This window comes from Prevotella sp. OH937_COT-195, assembly GCF_003932845.1.
GTDB lineage: Bacteria > Bacteroidota > Bacteroidia > Bacteroidales > Bacteroidaceae > Prevotella.
The window spans coordinates 13,662-32,078 of record NZ_RQZH01000019.1; the positions used below are offsets into that span (position 1 = coordinate 13,662).

Below are 18,417 nucleotides of genomic sequence, written 5' to 3' on the forward strand. Positions count from 1 at the left end.
TGTACGGTATGCAGTAACGAGGACACTTGGATTTAAAATGGTGCTGTCGCTTTTCATGGTGGCAGCACCATACTTGTATATAATTCTTTTATTACACATTTTTTAAACTTACAACGATAGAACATCTTGTTACGTTTCTTAAACCCAAATCTGTCATTAGAACCCTCAACCGATTTTGTTCGATTGTTGAGCAGATGTGCAGCCGTTTCATCGAAGGCGTAGCGGGCTACGTCAAGATGAAACGGCTGCACATCTGCTCAGCAAGCGGGCTAAAGCAGTTGGGAAGCATAACGGCAATGGCAAATCTAAGCAAATGCGGTCTAATGACCGATTTGGGTTAAAATTCAAAATACGGATTCGTTTTGATTTGTTCTTATCCAACGCATGCTATCTTGTTTGTTGCCGTAAAAGAATGGTTGCAAAAGTAAATTCGCCCAAATTGCCGGGCAATTTAGGCGAATTTGGATTGTAAAACAGGCTGAATTGAAAAGTGAAAGATGTGGTATGAAATGCTGAATGTTTACTTGTGAAAGAATTGCAGAGGCTTTGCAAAATTAAATATCGTGTGCGAAAGTTGTTCGTAATGACAATAAATGCTGTAATGTCGCGTTATAATTCAGTGTTGAAACGATTAAAAGTAATTTTGTTTTTGCTTGTCGTGGCTGCCCGATCGGTCATGGCACAGTACGATGTGGCATTCAGTCACTATTTCGACATGGAGTCGTATTTCAATCCCGCTGCCGTCGGCAAGCAGGATAAACTTAATGTCGTGGGTGCGTATGCGCTTCAGTTCGCCGGTTTCGAAAACAATCCCAAGACAATGTTTGTCAGTGCCGATGCTCCGTTCCGGTTTATGAATACTTTCCACGGAGCCGGAGTTCAGTTGCTCAACGACAAGATCGGCTTGTTTACCCACCAGCGCATCTCGGTGCAGTATGCACTGAAGCGTCCGCTTTTCGGCGGTGTTCTTGCCGTGGGAGTACATGGCGGTTTGCTCCTCGAAGGTTTCGACGGTTCCAAAGTCGATATAGAAGATTCTTCCGACCCTGCCTTTACAGCATCGGACGTGAACGGAAACGCGTTCGACCTTGGTGCGGGAATCTACTACGCTCACGGTCGGTGGTATGCCGGAGTGTCTGTCGAACATGCCACGGCTCCCCTGATAGAACTCGGCGAGAGGAACGAACTTCAAATAGACCGCACATATTATTTGACCGGCGGATACAATATTCGGTTGAGAAATCCGTTTTTATCTATACCGACATCGGCCATTGTGCGGTACGATGGTGTGGGCTGCCGTGCCGACATTACTGCGCGGCTGGTTTATCAGAACGACAAGAAACGGCTGTATGGCGGAGTGGGGTACAGTCCCACGAACTCGGTCACGGCTTACGTCGGAGGCAGTTTTCACGGTTTCAACGTCGGTTACAGTTACGGGTTTTACACCTCAAAGATAAGTCCGGCCAACGGCAGTCACGAGTTGTTCGTGGGTTATCAAATGGATATAAACTTCCAGAAAAAAGGTCGGAATCTTCATAAGAGCGTCCGCCATCTTTAGGTCGGCAGGGCGAATAAATGATACGAAAGAACAAAACAGATATAATATATAAGATGAAAAGGAACAGGATATTCATCGCTTTTGCCGTGATGTCGCTCGCCGTACTTGCCTCGTGCATGGGTGGCAAGGGCGTTTCTATGACGGGAAGGGGCGGCGAAGTGACCGGCATCGGTCGCGGTCGCGGATTTGTCGAGCCTACGCCCTACGGCATGACACAGGTGCCGCGCGGCTTCCTGCGCATGGGAATAGACAAGCAGGACAGCCTTTGGGGCAAGTCGACGCCTGTGAAGGATATTTCGGTTGATGGTTTCTGGATGGACGAGACCGAGGTTACAAATTCCAAGTACAAGCAATTCGTGTACTGGGTGCGCGACTCCATTCTGCGCACACGTCTCGCAGACCCTGCCTACGGAGGCGATGAGACATACATGATAACCGAGGACAAGAACGGCGACCCCGTGACTCCGCACCTCAACTGGAAGAAACCCCTGCCGAAGAAACCCAACGAAGATGAGCAGCGGGCATTCGAGAGCTTGTATGTAACCAACCCCGTTACCGGTGAGAAACTTCTCGATGCATCGCAGTTGAACTACCGTTACGAGGTGTATGACTATACTGCGGCAGCATTGCGCCGCAACCGTCTGCGCCCCGAAGAGCGCAACCTGAACACTGATGCGGCCGTGAATCCCGATGAGGTGGTAATGATATCGAAAGACACGGCATACATAGACGACGAGGGAAAGATTGTGCGCGAGACAATAGACCGTCCCCTTTCGAGCGAATGGGACTTCTTGAACACATACATAGTGAACGTATATCCTGACACCACATGTTGGATAAACGATTTCCGGAACAGTGAGAACGAGGTTTATCTCCGTACGTATTTCAGCAGTCCGGCATACAACGATTACCCGGTGGTGGGCGTGACATGGGAACAGGCAAACGCGTTCTGCGCATGGCGCACCGATTATCTGTTGAAAGGTTTGGGAGGCGAGGCGCGGTACATACAACGCTACCGCCTGCCGACAGAGGCAGAGTGGGAGTATGCCGCACGAGGAAAGAACGGCACGGAGTTCCCGTGGGAGAGTGCCGACCCGGCAAACGGTCGCGGTTGCTTCAATGCCAACTTTAAGCCCGACCGCGGCAACTATACCAAAGACGGCAACCTGATAACGAGCCGTGCAGGCATATACACCGCCAACTCAAACGGTTTGTACGACATGGCAGGGAACGTGGCAGAATGGACCAGTACAATATATACCGAAGCCGGTGTAGATGCAATGAACGACCTTAATCCGCAATTGGAGTACAAGGCTGCCAAAGAAGACCCCTACAAATTAAAGAAAAAGAGTGTGCGCGGAGGTTCGTGGAAAGACCCGGAGAGTTACATTCGCTCGGCATGGCGCACATGGGAATACCAAAACCAGCCACGCTCGTACATCGGTTTCCGCTGCGTGCGCTCGCTGGCAAACACTCATAGCGGGAAACAGAAGAGAAGCAAGAAAAAATAAACCATAAGAGACCATAAGATGACAAGATACAGTAAACTGAATTTCGTTTACCGTCTGCAGAAGTGGATGGACAGCGTTCCGGGTCAGACTTTTCTCAACTATGCTTACAGTTGGGGCGCCTCGCTCGTTATTTTGGGTGCATTGTTCAAATTGAACCACCTGCCGGGTGCGAGCATAATGCTATATATCGGTATGGGAACCGAGGTAATCGTGTTCTTCATATCGGCATTCGACCGTCCGTTTGACAAAACGGCGATAGGCATGGATCTGCCGACTCATATCTACCCGGAGAACGAGGAGGAGGACGAAGAGCATGCCGATGTGGCAACTGATAATGCGTGCGATGTGCAGCGGCAAGGTCAGCCGGCCACCATAATAATAGGTGGCGGAGGCACGGCGGGCGGCGGCGTGGTGGCAGGTGTTCCCGAAGGCGGTTTGTACGAACAGCCCGACGGTCAGTCTGTGGCGGCAGTTGCGGGACAGCCGGTTAACATTCCTCAACCCGTTGTTCCCGAAATGGCAGAAGCCGCGGGAGCATACGTCGAGGAACTTAAGAAACTCACGGAGGTGCTGCAGAAGGTTTCGGAACAGAGCCAACGTCTTACAACAGACTCGGAAGAGATGGAGAACCTCAACAGAACGCTTACCGGAATATGCAAAATATACGAGATGCAGTTGAAGAGTGCCAGCTCGCAGATAGGCACCATTGACGAAATAAATGCACAGACGCGCAAGATGGCCGACCAGATAGAACAACTAAACACCATCTACACACGCATGATAGAAGCGATGACGGTAAATATGCGCGCCGCAGGTGCCGCACCACAACAATAAACAACAATTCCGTAAACCGAAAACCGGTATTTTAATAGATGGCAATAAAGAAAAGACCAGTATCTCCTCGCCAGAAGATGATTAACCTGATGTATATCGTGCTTTTGGCAATGCTCGCGCTCAACGTATCGACGGAAGTGCTGGAGGGGTTCTCAATCGTTGAGGAAAGCATCAACAGAACCACCGCAAACTCCGGTAAACAGAATGCTGCGATATACGGAGACTTCGAGGCTCTGATGGCGAAAAACCCCGAGAAGGTGCGCCGGTGGTTCGAGAGAGCCACAAAGGTGAAGCAGATGAGCGACTCGCTGTACAACATGGCACAGCAACTGAAAGAGGCTATTGTGCGCGAGGCCGACGGCATTGACGGAGACGTAAGGAACATAGAAAACAAAGACAACCTTGAGGCGGCAAGTCATGTAATGCTGGCTCCCGGAACAGGTAGGGGAAAGGCTCTTTATGATGCCATAAACTCTTATCGCACACGCATATTGTCAATGGTAACCGACAAGGAGCAGAAAGAGATTATAAACAGCAACCTCTCCACGCAACTGCCAAAGAATGCCGATACAATGGGCAAAAACTGGCAGGAATACATGTTTGAAAACATGCCCGTGGCGGCTGCCGTCACACTGCTGTCAAAATTGCAGAGCGACATACGTTATGCCGAGGGCGAGGTGCTGCACACGCTTGTTGCAAACGTCGATTTGAAAGACATCAGGGTAAACAAACTTGACGCTTTCGTCATACCGGAGAAGACCACACTCTATCCCGGAGAGCAGTTCGTGTCGCAGATTGTGATGGCTGCCGTGGATACCACCATGCAACCGGAAATATACATCAACGGAACACGAATCAACACCACCAACGGTAGATATACATTCTCTGCCGGAGGAGTGGGCGAGCATCAGTTCAGTGGCTATCTCATAACCCGTAATGCTGCCGGCGAACAGTTGCGCCGCGACTTTACACAGAAATACAGTGTCATACCGACACCCGACGGTGCCACCGTGGCTGCCGACCTTATGAACGTGCTGTATGCAGGATTCAAAAACCCCGTCAGCGTCAGTGTGCCCGGCATACCTGCCAATCAGGTTAGCGTTAGCATGAGCGGCGGAAGCATCACGCCCACCGGAAACGGGCATTTTATTGCCGTACCGTCGGCCGTTGGCAAGGATGTCACGTTCAATATTTCGGTCAACGACCACGGCAAGACACGCTCGCTGGCACCGTTCAAGTTTCATGTGCGCAAGTTGCCCGACCCGACACCGTACATAGTTGTTGGCGATAACCGTTTCCGGGGAGGCGGACTGGCAAAGGGTTCGCTCATGAATGCCTCGGGCATAAGGGCGGCAATCGACGATGGTTTGCTCGACATAGAGTTCCGTGTTACCGGCTTCGAGGCAGTGTTCTTCGACAATATGGGCAATGCCGTGCCTATGGTAAGCAACGGTACACACTTCAGCGAACGGCAGAAAGACGCTTTCCGCAAACTGTCGCGCAACCGACGTTTCTACATATCGCGTGTAACGGCAGTGGGTCCCGACGGAATATCGCGTCAGTTGAACGCCTCGATGGAGGTGATTATCAAGTAAAACAAGAAACAAACAGACACTTATGAAAAGGATATTGATGATATTGCTCGCCGCGGTTGCAGTGTTCTCGGCAAGTGCACAGCCGCAGAAGCGACGCGCAGAGCAGCAAAAGCAGAACACCGGCAGTGCGCAGCAACTATCGATGAGGGCACAGATTTCTTTCCCCACGGCACAGGGCATGTCGGAGGATGTGGTGTGGAGACGCGACATATATCGCGAACTCGACCTGAACGAAGACGCGAATGCCGGACTGTATTATCCCGTGGAGCCGATAGGGTCGCAGATGAACTTGTTCACATACATATTCAAACTGATGATGACGGGGCGTGTGAAAGTGTATGAATATCGTCTTGACGGTAACGAGGTGTTTACCGACGAAGCGAGAGTCGTGCAGAAAACTTTCCTCGACAACTACCATATCTTTTACGAGAAAGATAAGAACGGGCGCACTCGCATTGACAACAGCGACATTCCTTCGCGCGAGGTAAAAGGTTACTACATAAAAGAGAGTGCGTACTACGATCAGGCTTCGGCAACGTTCCATACCAAGGTGCTTGCACTATGCCCGATAATGAGCCGCGAGGACGATTTCGGAGACGGGGCGGCAAAATACCCGCTCTTCTGGGTTAAATATGAAGATATTGCGCCTTTCCTGAGCAAACAGACGATTATGACGAGCAATCTCAACAATGCCGCAACAATGAGTGTTGATGACTATTTCACGAAAAACATGTATCGTGGCAAGATATACAAGACCACCAACATGCTCGGGAAGACGCTCGCGCAGTATTGTTCCAACGATTCTGCCATGGCAAAAGAGCAGAAAAGAATAGAAAACGAACTACAAGAGTTCGAGAAGAATATATGGGGTAACCGGCAACGTAAGGACTCGCTCGACAGCATTGCAAACGACGGTAACAAGAAAGTGAAGAAGCAGAAACGTTCGCGTCGCGACAATGTGGTACGGGAGGAAAAACCAAAAGTAAAGAACCGCCGCAATTCGTCATCGTCGTCAAATTCGGGTTCGCAGCCGCGTGTGTCGGTACGCCGGCAGCGTCGTTAACATAATCTAAACAATCGGGGCAGAACCGTTCTGCCTTAATATTAATTTTTTAAACACAATTACCAAATGAAAAAAACTCTAACTCTCATCCTCGTTGCCGTGGCAATGATGGTTGCAATGCCTTCGCAGGCGCAGGTAAAGTTTGGTTTGAGGGGCGGTCTTAACCTTACCAACATGTCGCTCAACAACGATGCTATCAAGACTGAGAACCGTTCAGGATTCTTCATCGGTCCTACTGTCAAATTCACATTGCCCATCGTTGGTGCCGGTATTGATGCAAGTGCACTCTACGATCAGCGTGAGGTCAAAGTAAAGGATGTCAACCAAAAAATCAAGCAGAAGGCTATTACCATTCCGGTAAATTTCCGTTACGGTATTGGTCTCAGCAGCATGGCAAGCGCATATTTCGCTGCCGGTCCGCAGTTCGGTTTCAACATAGGCGACAAAGAACACAAACTGCTTGAAAGTACTACATGGAAACTCAAAGAGTCAACGTTTAGTATCAACATCGGTGCAGGTGTGACGGTAATGAATCACGTTCAGATTGGTGCCAACTACAACATTGTTTGTGGCAAGACAGGCGAACTGGAAGTGATTGATGGACTGAAAAACGTACTCAACAACGGGCGTGCCAATGCTTGGCAGGTTCATGTATCGTATTATTTCTAAGAAAGCTTTGCCTTACAGGTAATAATCGCGCGACGGGCGACTGCTCCATTGGAGCGACCGCCCGTTTTATGTTTCATTACTCACTTTGTCGTTATTGTTACTCCGATAACGTTATTGCTGACACGGGGAGAACGAGTTCGCCCATTTCAATCATTGAGTTGAAAAGGGCTATATGACCGAAATTCTTGATGTCCGAGGGTTTGATGTCACACTCTGTTATTATCCCCTCCTCAATTAATTGTGCGCGTTTAGTGCCTGCCAATAGCGGTTTGCGTGGTGTTATCCACCGTTTCCCGTCGTGCAATGCCACGTTGGTGTATGTGGTGTCGGTCACAAGTCCCTCTTTCACTATAAGTATCTCTTCTGCATCTTCCACGCCCTCTTTGAGTATTTCGAGTGCGCTTCGGTCTTCATATTTAAATGAATATTCCACCGTGTCGCACTCAACGAGTCTGAGTTTGTCAATCCTTCGCATATTGTATGGCGTGCATGTTATGTCGTGTATGCCGTCACAGTCGTATGTAAAGCGCAGTTTCGATATGCCGGTTGTCGTCGAAGCTTTTTTAATAAGTTGCTCACAGTCTGTTCTCGGACAAATATTCCGGAAATGTTCGGCAGTATGTGTGATGCGTTGCAAATGTCGTTCGAGGTTTTTTATCTCTCCGTTTACAACTTTGATGGTCTCAATAAATCGGCACATAAATCTTTTCAATCACTTCGTTATATTCGTCATCGTTGTTGCTTTGGGCTGTGATGCCTCCGCCCGCCTTGTAAAACAGTTTGCCGTTCTCTTGGTCAATGAAGCGTATCATTACCGCAGTGTCCATGTTTCCGCTTTGGGAATATCCCATTACTCCCGTGTAAAAACCGCGTTCGTAGCCCTCTGCCTCGCTTATAATCTGAATTGTTTTCGGCTTCGGTGCGCCTGTTATTGAGCCTGCTGGAAGCAGTCGCAGCAGCATTTCGCCGAGATGTCGGCGGTAATAATCGGTCAGTCTGCCTGCAATTTCCGAACTTGTTTGGAGTATCTCGCCCCGGTTGGTGGTCAGATGCTCCACATATCTGTATCGTTTCACGGTTACCCTCTCCGCCACCTGACTGAGATCGTTGCGTATCAGGTCAACGATGGTGGCATGCTCGGCAGTTTCCTTGACGTTATCGATAAGCAGTTGCTCTGCGTTTGGCAGTGATGCATCGATTGTTCCTTTCATGGGATACGAAGAGATGATGCCTTCTTCGATTTTCACGAATGTTTCCGGCGAGAAACACACGAACTTGTCTTTCAACCAACAGCGGTATTTTGCCTGCGAACGGAGGAAGATGTCGCGCATGGTAAGATTTGTCTTGATTGGAACTCGGCATGTGAGATTGGCAAGATAACTGTTCCCTTTGCATTGATTTTGCTTCACAAGGTTTATGCTTCGTTCGTATTGGTCGCGGTCGGGCTTGCAGAACTCAAACTGCGGAATGTCTTTCCTGTACGTCAAACCTTGCGGAACATTCGAGAAAGATGGGAATGCAGCCATCAATTCGTTGCTGTCGATGCAGTCTGTCTCTTCTATGTAAGCCCGGTTTAGGTCGTAACTGAAAATAAAGAAAAACGCCTTGTCGGTCTGTCCGAGTTCGTTTATCTTCATTTCCGCATCTTTCCTGTCGTATATTCTCATTTTTTTATTGTCGTTGAATATGTGTGGCAACAGATGAGATTGCCGTTTATGCTGCGTTTGCCGCAAGCATTTCCATTTCATTAACGAACCGCAAAATTAACCATTTTTTTTCTTTCGCCGCCCGTTTAAGCAGTTTAATTTGAAACCACCGTTAAACATTTTTGTCTTCGTGTCACAAAATATGACAGGTATAATTCTGAAAAGTACAATAAAAATGCTATCTTTGCAGCGACATCATTATATGGGAGTAAAATTTGAATATGAGGAATTATAATCTTGGTTTCATGTCGGACAAAGACATTTATGAGCATGTCAAGAATACTGTACTGCAATATCGAAAGAGTATAAACTTGAAGGAATTCAATAAGAATATAATTGATCCAATCAAATTGACGTTCGATTCCAAAATATATGGATATTCCATAGCGCAGGCAATAGAGGCAGAGTGTATACGTCAGATTGACAAAAGCAACAACAATAAAATTGGATATTTCCACCAATATCTTTTTAAGTATGCCGGAGGAGGATGGGAGGTTCCTGATAACGGAGAAGAAGGAGGGTTTGATGTCATGAATGAAGAGAAATGCATATATGCGGAATTGAAGAATAAACACAATACCATGAACTCTGCAAGTGCAACGGCAACATACTTGAAAATGCTTGATAGAATAATGCGTTCAGGTAACAGAGCCACTTGTTATCTCGTTGAGACGATAGCTCGCCGTTCGCAAGATGTTGTTTGGGAGACAACGGTTATACAGAATGGACACAGAGAACGATACAATTGGCCGGGCATTCACAGAATATCGATGGATAAGTTTTATGAGATAGTTTTTGGTGACAAGTATGCGTTTTTCAAACTTTGCAAGAATTTACCTGACATACTTGATGATGTCGTTATGGAAGATAATTCTGCGAGGTTGAGTATTTCCGTATATGACGAACTTGATGCCCCTGACTTCTACAAAGGTCTTTATATGCTTGCTTTCAATACTTATGAAGGATTTGAAAGGTTTTGAATATGAATAATTCTGTCATCTCTGATACGAATTTTGCCGACATAATGAGAGTGTCGAAACGCACTCTTGACAAATGGAAGCAAAGCGGTAAATACAAATTCAATATAGGTCGCAATGGTACTTCGTTTTTGTTCCTTGAAGATTTGAAAACTGTTCCGGAAATCAAGGAGATGATAGCCTCGGAATGGGAGGCAGAGATGCAAACCGTGCCTTTGCGACCTTATACATCAATTGAACTTTTTGCGGGTGCTGGTGGTTTGGCTTTGGGAATGAGTAAAGCCGGGTTCTGTCATCTCATGCTAAATGAAATAGATGCCACTGCTTGTGAGACATTGAAGATAAACCGCCCCAATTGGCATATTGCACAAGGAGACATACACAACCTTGAATTCTCTGTTTACAAGGGAGAAACAGATCTTCTGACCGGAGGATTCCCTTGTCAGGCTTTCAGTTATGCTGGTAACAAGGGTGGATTTGAAGATACTCGTGGAACGCTTTTCTTCGAATTGGCACGAGCCGTGAGGGATATAATGCCGAAAGTTTTTATGTGTGAGAATGTAAAAGGGCTGGTCTCGCACGATGGGGGCAGAACATTTAACGTAATAAGGAACACCATATCGCAGTTGGGTTATACGCTTGTAGAGCCTCGTGTACTGCAAGCAATAAAGTATAAAGTTCCACAAAAACGGGAAAGACTAATAATGGTTGCCATAAGGAATGATGTGGCAGACAAGGTGGTTTTCCGTTGGCCGTCGCCTTATAATCGCATAATGAATTTGCGCGATGCTCTTTATGCCGGAGAACTATACGATTCCGATGTTCCGCAATCGGCCGGACAAGTATATCCGGATAAGAAACGTATGATAATGGAACTTGTTCCCATGGGAGGCTATTGGAAAGATCTTCCGTTGGAAATTCAGAAAGAATACATGGGCGGAAGTTATTATCTCGAAGGTGGGAAGACAGGCATGGCAAGACGGTTGTCGCTCGACGAACCGAGCCTGACACTGACATGTTCGCCGGCACAGAAACAAACGGAACGTTGTCACCCGTTGGAAACGCGCCCGCTTACCATCCGAGAATATGCGAGGATACAAACTTTCCCCGACGATTGGACTTTTGCCGGTAACGTTTCTTCGCAATATAAGCAGATAGGCAATGCCGTACCCGTTAATTTGGCATGGGCTGTAGGTCGTTCTTTAGTCAGACTGCTTAATGACATAGAGATGTTGTAGTTTTCTTATGTATTTCGTAGATGTAATACTTCCCGTTCCTCTTGAGGGACTGTTCACATACGGTCTGCCCGAACAATGGGTGGAGTGCGTTACCATGGGCGTGCGCGTACTTGTGCCGTTGGGCAAAAGCAAACACTACATTGCAATGGCAGTAAAAGTGCATCGGACAGAGCCGGAGATGAAATGGAAATCGATAGAGCAGATTCTTGACGAACAGCCCGTAATCGGTGAAGAGCAGATGAAACTGTGGCAGTGGATTGCCGACTACTACATGGCACCCATAGGAGATGTTTTCAAGGCTGCCATGCCGAGCGGAATGAAGACAGAGGAGGGATACAAACCGCGTACGGAGACTTGTCTCGACCTGTCGCCGAAGTGGCGTTCGGAACAGGGGCTGCATGCCGCTCTCAACATAATGCGCCGTGCCGACAAGCAACGACGGGTTTTCGAGACATTCCTCGCCATGACGGGCTGGGACAAAATGCAAGGCAACGTTCCGCAAGTGCCAATACAAGAACTCTCTCGCGACGAACTGATGAATGTCTCACACTGCACTTCAACGGTAATGAAGGCACTGATAGATAAAGGTTTTATCGAAACATACGAGCGCGAGGTGAGCAGACTTAACCGTCATGCCGAGCCGGACTACACGAGGATACGGAAACTGAGTACGGCACAGCAAGATGCCTACAACGAAATTCTTATGGGTTTTCTCAAAAAGAACGTGGTTCTGTTGCACGGTGTGACATCCAGCGGGAAAACCGAAATATACATACATCTGATACGCCGTGCGATAGAACGTCGCGAGCAGGTGCTTTACCTGATGCCCGAAATAGCACTGACGGTGCAGATGCAACAGCGGTTGCAACGCGTCTTCGGCAACCGTCTCGGCATATATCATTCCAAATACAGCGATGCCGAACGTGTTGAGATATGGCAGAAACAACTATCAGAAACACCATACGATGTGGTACTCGGGGCACGCTCTGCCGTTTTTCTACCGTTCCAACGGCTCGGACTTGTCATAATAGACGAGGAGCACGAGACATCGTTCAAGCAGCAAGACCCTGCCCCGCGATACCACGCACGGTCGGTTGCAATAATGCTGGCCGCCATGTACGGAGCCAAGACATTGCTCGGAACGGCGACACCGTCTGCCGAGACATACCACAACGTTCTTGCCGGGAAATATGCCTCTGCCACGCTTGATACCCGTTACAAGGACATTGCCATGCCGGAGATACGAATCGTGGATACTAAAGATTTGACGCGTAGAAAAATGATGCATGGCGCGTTTTCTCCGCAGTTGCTGGCGGCAATGCACAAAGCACTCGACAACGGCGAGCAGGTAATCTTATTTCAAAACCGTCGCGGATTTGCACCCATGATTGAGTGTAAGGTATGCGGATGGGTGCCGAGGTGTCAGAACTGCGATGTATCGCTTACCTATCATAAAAATACATCGCAACTCACATGCCACTACTGCGGATTTACCTGCCGCCTTCCTGACTGCTGCCCTAACTGTGAGAACAGGGAACTTGCGGGACGAGGTTTCGGCACCGAGAAAGTGGAAGACCGTATAATGGAAATCTTCCCGAATGCAAGGGTTGCACGGATGGATCTTGACACCACGCGCACACGGAGCGCGTACGAGCGCATAATAGCCGATTTCTCGGAAGGAAAGACAAATATCCTCATCGGTACACAGATGGTTACCAAAGGACTCGACTTCGACCGGGTGTCGGTGGTGGGCATTCTCAATGCCGACTCAATGCTCAACTATCCCGATTTCCGTGCCCATGAGCATGCCTTCACAATGATGGCGCAGGTAAGCGGGCGTGCCGGACGCAAAGGCAGCAGGGGGCTTGTGCTGTTGCAGACAAAAAACAAGGAACTGCCGGTTGTGCAGCAGGTGGTGACAAACAATTTTCCCGCATACTTCGAAGACCTGTGCCGTGAGCGGCGCGATTTCCGTTATCCGCCATTCACACACCTTATATATATATATATGAAACACAAAGACGACCGTGCCATAGAGAGTGCCGCAATGGAGATGGGGGCGCGGCTCAGACATAGTTTCGGCACGCGTGTGCTGGGACCCGACAAGCCCGCCGTGGCAAAGATAAAGACTATGAACATACGGAAAATAGTACTCAAACTCGAGCCGGGCATAGACCTCAATGCCGTGAGACAACACCTGAAACAGGCGCGGAATGCGATGTTGCAAGAAAAACGATATGTGTCGTTGCAAGTTTATTTCGACGTTGATCCTTTATGAACGGCAAACTTTCCAAATAAAAAAAACTTTATTTGCTAAAAAAACTTAACGCTCTTTGTTTTTGTTGTTAAAAACAAACATAGATAATATTTTTTTTCTATCTTTGCGACAGATACAATTAAACATTTTTTTACAACCAATTTAATAACTTAATTCGATAATCAAATGAAAAAAATCTATTTATTCGCAGTGTTGGCATGTGGTATCATGGTATTTGCGAACTGCACCGATGGTAAAAACAAAGAAAAAAAAGAAGGTGCCGACAGTACCGGCAATGAACTTGTAGAAGCCAAAGACGGTAAGAAACTCAGTCCTATGGGGACGTTTGCAATGGGAGAAGGTTCTGCTCTCGAGGATGTTGACAACATAGAGTATGTACTATATCCGAGTAGTTACAGTTCGGCAATGGAAGAAGGCAAAGACATAAAAGGCAAGACTTCCATTTACTACAAAAACACAATAGCAGATGCCGGAGAAAAAAACACCAAACTATCCGGTACGGACGTACGCTATCCGAACAATCTGCTAATTCCTATCTATAAGGACGCAAAGGCAAAGAAGGGCGACATTGTGCTCACATGGTGGCAAAGCGGTTCCGGTTTGCAGCGTGCAATCGTTACTGACGACAGCGACCCGACACAGCCTAAAGTACATTATCTCGACCTGAATTTCAAGGGCGACGGCACAGGTTTTGCAGAAGATCATGACAATGAGCAACTCAAACCGAACAGTTTCGTGGTGCTGAAAGACGGAGAAATGCAGCAGGGTGCCCCCATCGTGGTTAACGAAGACGGTGAGAAAGAAGAAGGAATACTCGTCAAGGCGGATGGCGACAATGTTATATATCTCGCTTTTGCAAGTTCGTTGAAAGAGACAAAGAAGAGCAACGTGAAGGTAATACCGCTCACCCCCAACTACGGTGTCGGCGACAACGTGAAGGGTGTCTTCGTAGGTTCGTTCTCGAAAGACTATAAGGTGAAAAAGATTGACCGAAAGATAGGTCGCGTATGGCTCGATGATGAAGGCAAAGAAGAGATTCTAAGCATATTGGAAGTAATTAAATAATAAGAGATTTACTTTCTTTTCATAATGCAAATTGGGCGAAATTGCAAAACAATTTCGCCCAATTTGCATTGTAATTTCGCCTGATTTGTAAAGCGATTCCGCCGATTTTGTTTTTCGGTGGTTGGTGTTTCGCTTTATGCGTAAAGTTCTTTCTTATATCGATATTTCTACTCCGAGTCCCAAAACATGGTTTGTGCGTGTGAACGAGTCGCCCACAATGGTGGCTCCCGTGTCCGGGTTCGCCTTCGTAACGCGGTCGTAATTCTCGTAGTTGGTTCGGAAATAGGCAATCGAAGCCTTCACTGTTTTGTTGAACTTGTAAGTCATTCCGAACCCGTAACTGTATGAACTGACCACGAACGAAATGTCGTTCATGTATCCGTCGGTAAGTTGGTATCGTGTTGCCTGTCCTCCTGCCGATACGTTTATTTTGTCGTTAATGTCCCATTCCACTCCCGCGAGATACTCGTTAGTGCCTCCTGCGAGTTTTTTCTCTGCGTGGTTGTACCAATGTGCGTCTGTGTCAAAATAGTGATGGTAGCCGAGATTGATGTTCACGCCCGGCGTAACGGTCCATTGTGCGCCCACGGTAAGCAGTGCAGGCGAGTCCTCGTCAACTTCCGTCCCGTCCTGAAACTTGTTTATTGCTTCTATTTCCAGTGCTTTTTCGAGTGTGGAGTTGTTCTTCATTTTCATTTGCGTGTTGAACTCGTACTTTGCGGCGAGGTTGAAGTTGCCCACTTTCCAGTCGATACCCAATACCGGTGCTATTCCGAATCCGTTCTGTATGCTCATCAGGTTTACCCCCTGCGAGTATTTCTGCAGCGACTCAAGTTGCGTCAGTGCTGCCTTTGCCTTTTCTATTAGCGGTGCTGCCTGTTCCGGTGTCATCTGTCCGTTGGCAATGGCAAGTTCTGCCAGCCACACCTGCTTGTTGATGTTTGCCGTTGCGTTGTTCAGGAAACTGCCGAAGTCAACGTATGTGTCTGCCGCCGTTTTTACCTGAATGTTGCTCAGTCGTGCCTTGTAGGAAGCGTTGCCGTATAGTGCTCTGAGTCCGCCGTATATAGACAAGTTGGGTGTAACCTTGTATGCCGCTCCCACCTGCACGCCGAAATAATACTGTCTTCCGCGCATGTATGCGTCAACATCGTATCCTTTTGCGCCAAGCGGTTCGAGTTGTTTGGTAATCATTCCCACGGCACTCTCGAACGATCCGAGACCGTTTCCGAACTCGCACGCGCCTCCTCCTCCGGGTATTGAGAAATTAAACTGCAGACTCAAGTCTCCTTTGTTCCATGCGGCTTGTATCGAAGGGATGAACGGAGCGTCTGCAATTCCCTCGAAAGTCTTCACTGCGCTGTCGTTCTTTTTTCCCAAGAGGAACAGAGGGTTGGTAGAAGTAACGGTGCGTGTCTGGTGTGCGTACTGCCAGTTGAATGCGAGATGAAACCCTTCCGGCATGAAAACCACGCCTGCCGGATTGCTATATACCCCGTCGAGACCTATTGCGGCATCGCGTGCGGGGTTTTTCAGGAATGCCACACTCTGGTTGGTGTTTGTCAGGATTCCACCTGCGAAAGTGCTGCTTGCAATGGCAAGCAACAGTGTTGTTACGCTAAATTTAATTTTGTTCATCTTAAACAATCTTTGTAAAAATTGGTTGCAAAGTTAGTAAAGTTGTTCCATATTTCCTTAAAAGGTTGTTTCCGGTTAACGCTTTTTAATAGTATTTTTGCACATTATTGCTCATAATGCGCAATTTGTGCATGTGTTTATATATTGAATATCATGTTATTCCTGTTCCTCGTTATGCGTCATTTGGCTTATTCAGTTCAGGATACACTATGCGTGTGTGGTATATGGCCTTGAGCCTTTCTATGAGTACCTGCTTTGTGAGGCTGATGTCATGGAACGTTATGGGGCAGTCGTGGAACACCCCTTCTGCCGTATGATTGTCTATTATCCGGTTTACGAGTTCCGAGATGTTCTCCTCGGTATATTCGTTTAGCGAGTGCGAAGCGGCCTCCACGCTGTCTGCCATCATAAGTATGGCTTGTTCTCGGGTGAACGGATTCGGTCCGGGATATGTGAAGAGAGCCTCGTCTATCGTTTCGTCGGGATGTTCATTCTTGTATGTGACATAGAAATATTTCGTCTTTCCCTCGCCGTGGTGTGTGCTGATAAAGTCTTTTATCTCTCTCGGCAGATTGTCTTGTTCGGCGAGTTTCAATCCCTCCGTCACATGGCTTATTATCACTTGTGCCGCCTCGGTACACGGCATGTTGCTCAGCGGGTTCACTCCTCCTGCTTGGTTTTCGGTGAAAAAGGGCGGGTTTATCATTTTCCCGATGTCGTGGTATAACGCCCCGGTGCGCACGAGTTGCGCCTTGGCTCCGATGCGGTCGGCAATTTGTGCCGCGAGGTTACTCACTGTGATGGAGTGTTGGAATGTTCCGGGAGCCACTTCGCTCAGTCTTCGCAGCAGTTCCTTCGATGTGTTAGACAGTTCGACAAGCGTCACGGCACTTGTAAATCCGAACACTTTCTCTATTACATACATCAGAGGATATGCGAAGAGCAATGCCACTCCGTTGAATGAGAAATACTTAATGATGCCCATGTCGATGTTGTCCACGTTTCTCTCCTGAGTAATTTGCAGTACGAGATATGTGAAACTCATTGATAGTGCAACATAAAGTGCTACTCGTAACACCTGTGCCCGCTGTGTCAGTTCGCGCAGAGAGTATATTGCCACGAGTCCTGCCACGAGTTCTACGACGATGAACTCATACTGATATTTTACCGCTACGGCGCATATAAGCACCATTGTGAAATGCGCCACGAATGCCGTCCTCGAGTCCATGAACACTCTTATAAACATTGGTGTTATCGCGAGCGGAAGCACATAGATGTTGAAAATGTTGTGACGCACCATCAACGACACGATAATCGGGAAAAACGTTATCAGTGTATAAGCCATAGCGATGCTACGCGGGCTTTGGAAATAGTCCTTGCGGAACAGCCCGAGATAAAGAGTGAAGAGGAAAACGAGTAGTGCAACGTAAAATATCTGTCCGAATATTGTAAAACTTATCTCGTCATTTCCCGCATGCCGCCGTTGCATCTCGCGTTCGAACGAGTTGAGTACCAGCACGTCGTGGTCATCTACTATTTCTCCGCGGTCTATTATCTTTTGTCCGCTTATCACCATTCCGCTCGCCACCGTTACCGCGCTCAACATGTCGCTTCGCTCGGTCTCGCTGCGCTTGCTATCATATACGATGTTCGGCACGATGTATTTGTTGAGATTGCATTTCTGCAACAGTTGTCTGTATGGCAGCAGTCTCATGTCAATGAACAGTTGTTCGTATGCCGACATCTCGCTGTAGATGTTCTTCGCTCCGATGTTTTGTGCCGTTTTGCCCGACACGAGACGTACCATTTTCGTCGTATCTTTGAAATTCTCCGAATATTCGTGCGTGTCCATCACTCCCGCCCGATATATCTTTGTGAGGTTTTGGGCAATTACCGACACCGTGTTGGGCGGCATGCCGGATATTCCCTCTGCAAAATCGTGCTCGAAACGTTTTACTGCCGCCTCTCCGAGGCTGTCACTGAAGTTGTAATATGGTTCGAAACGGTTCAGTATACTATCTTTTTCTGCCTTTATTGCCTCTTCTGTCTTGTATATGGGGAAGTCGAACTTTGCTATGAATGCCCCGTACATCCAGGGTTTTCCTACATCGTATTGATACTGCGGACCACTGTTTTTCGGCAGAAACCATACAATTATTGCCACTGTTACCGCCACGAGTGCGGCGCGTGTCATTGTGTTGCGCCAGAAATGCGGTTCCCTATACTTGAAAATGTTCATTTTATTTCCTTTGATGTAATTACCCTGCGAAAATACAAAAAAATAT

15 protein-coding genes are annotated in these 18,417 nt (G+C 47.7%); 10 read left to right on the forward strand and 5 right to left on the reverse strand.

What is annotated here, in order from left to right; translation table 11 throughout:
• Positions 1-53: 53 nt before the first annotated feature.
• On the reverse strand, positions 54-251 hold the full coding sequence (locus tag EII32_RS12395) for a hypothetical protein (RefSeq protein ID WP_199741413.1): 198 nt from the start codon (positions 249-251) through the stop codon (positions 54-56).
• Between the two features lie 350 nt (positions 252-601).
• Between EII32_RS12395 and EII32_RS07980 the strand changes: the two genes are divergently transcribed.
• From EII32_RS07980 to EII32_RS08005, 6 genes are all read left to right on the forward strand, one after another.
• Positions 602-1,558, forward strand: coding sequence for a type IX secretion system membrane protein PorP/SprF (locus tag EII32_RS07980; protein WP_125234939.1), 957 nt, complete (start codon positions 602-604; stop codon positions 1,556-1,558).
• 53 nt (positions 1,559-1,611) lie between these two features.
• On the forward strand, positions 1,612-3,069 hold the full coding sequence (locus EII32_RS07985; protein WP_199741414.1) for an SUMF1/EgtB/PvdO family nonheme iron enzyme: 1,458 nt from the start codon (positions 1,612-1,614) through the stop codon (positions 3,067-3,069).
• Between the two features lie 18 nt (positions 3,070-3,087).
• Positions 3,088-3,903 (forward strand): gliding motility protein GldL, encoded by an 816-nt coding sequence (gene gldL / locus EII32_RS07990; RefSeq protein ID WP_125234910.1) that lies wholly within the window; start codon positions 3,088-3,090, stop codon positions 3,901-3,903.
• Between the two features lie 38 nt (positions 3,904-3,941).
• The gene (gldM, locus tag EII32_RS07995) at positions 3,942-5,498 is read left to right on the forward strand and encodes a gliding motility protein GldM (protein WP_125234911.1); all 1,557 of its coding nucleotides are present in this window, start codon (positions 3,942-3,944) and stop codon (positions 5,496-5,498) included.
• A gap of 22 nt (positions 5,499-5,520) precedes the next feature.
• Complete coding sequence (gldN, locus tag EII32_RS08000; RefSeq protein ID WP_125234912.1) at positions 5,521-6,561, forward strand: gliding motility protein GldN; 1,041 nt, start codon at positions 5,521-5,523, stop codon at positions 6,559-6,561.
• Between the two features lie 66 nt (positions 6,562-6,627).
• The gene (locus tag EII32_RS08005; RefSeq protein ID WP_125234913.1) at positions 6,628-7,230 is read left to right on the forward strand and encodes a porin family protein; all 603 of its coding nucleotides are present in this window, start codon (positions 6,628-6,630) and stop codon (positions 7,228-7,230) included.
• A 97-nt stretch (positions 7,231-7,327) separates the two neighbouring features.
• Here EII32_RS08005 and EII32_RS08010 read toward each other — a convergent pair whose 3' ends face one another.
• Positions 7,328-7,930 carry an aminotransferase class IV gene (locus EII32_RS08010; RefSeq protein ID WP_125234914.1) on the reverse strand — a complete coding sequence of 201 codons (603 nt, stop codon included), beginning with the start codon at positions 7,928-7,930 and terminating at the stop codon, positions 7,328-7,330.
• The gene (locus EII32_RS08015; RefSeq protein ID WP_125234915.1) at positions 7,914-8,897 is read right to left on the reverse strand and encodes an aminodeoxychorismate synthase component I; all 984 of its coding nucleotides are present in this window, start codon (positions 8,895-8,897) and stop codon (positions 7,914-7,916) included. Before EII32_RS08015 ends, EII32_RS08010 begins: the two co-directional genes overlap by 17 nt.
• A gap of 260 nt (positions 8,898-9,157) precedes the next feature.
• Here EII32_RS08015 and EII32_RS08020 point away from each other — a divergent pair, with 260 nt between their 5' ends.
• The 4 genes from EII32_RS08020 (at position 9,158) to EII32_RS08035 (ending at position 14,494) form a co-directional block, all read left to right on the forward strand.
• On the forward strand, positions 9,158-9,916 hold the full coding sequence (locus tag EII32_RS08020) for an Eco47II family restriction endonuclease (protein ID WP_125234916.1): 759 nt from the start codon (positions 9,158-9,160) through the stop codon (positions 9,914-9,916).
• Between the two features lie 2 nt (positions 9,917-9,918).
• Positions 9,919-11,151 carry a DNA cytosine methyltransferase gene (locus tag EII32_RS08025; protein ID WP_125234917.1) on the forward strand — a complete coding sequence of 411 codons (1,233 nt, stop codon included), beginning with the start codon at positions 9,919-9,921 and terminating at the stop codon, positions 11,149-11,151.
• Positions 11,152-11,158: 7 nt separating this feature from the next.
• Positions 11,159-13,429, forward strand: a complete 2,271-nt coding sequence (gene priA, locus EII32_RS08030) for a primosomal protein N' (RefSeq protein WP_125234918.1) — start codon at positions 11,159-11,161, stop codon at positions 13,427-13,429.
• Positions 13,430-13,594: 165 nt separating this feature from the next.
• A complete protein-coding gene (locus EII32_RS08035; RefSeq protein ID WP_125234919.1) occupies positions 13,595-14,494 on the forward strand; it encodes a hypothetical protein in 900 nt (299 codons plus the stop codon).
• A gap of 153 nt (positions 14,495-14,647) precedes the next feature.
• Here the strand turns inward: EII32_RS08035 and EII32_RS08040 are convergent, their stop codons facing one another.
• Together EII32_RS08040 and EII32_RS08045 are read right to left on the reverse strand one after the other, a co-directional pair.
• Positions 14,648-16,132, reverse strand: a complete 1,485-nt coding sequence (locus EII32_RS08040) for an OmpP1/FadL family transporter (protein ID WP_125234920.1) — start codon at positions 16,130-16,132, stop codon at positions 14,648-14,650.
• Positions 16,133-16,304: 172 nt separating this feature from the next.
• Positions 16,305-18,371: an HD family phosphohydrolase gene (locus EII32_RS08045; RefSeq protein WP_125234921.1), complete on the reverse strand. Its 2,067-nt coding sequence runs from the start codon at positions 18,369-18,371 to the stop codon at positions 16,305-16,307.
• Positions 18,372-18,417 lie beyond the last annotated feature (46 nt).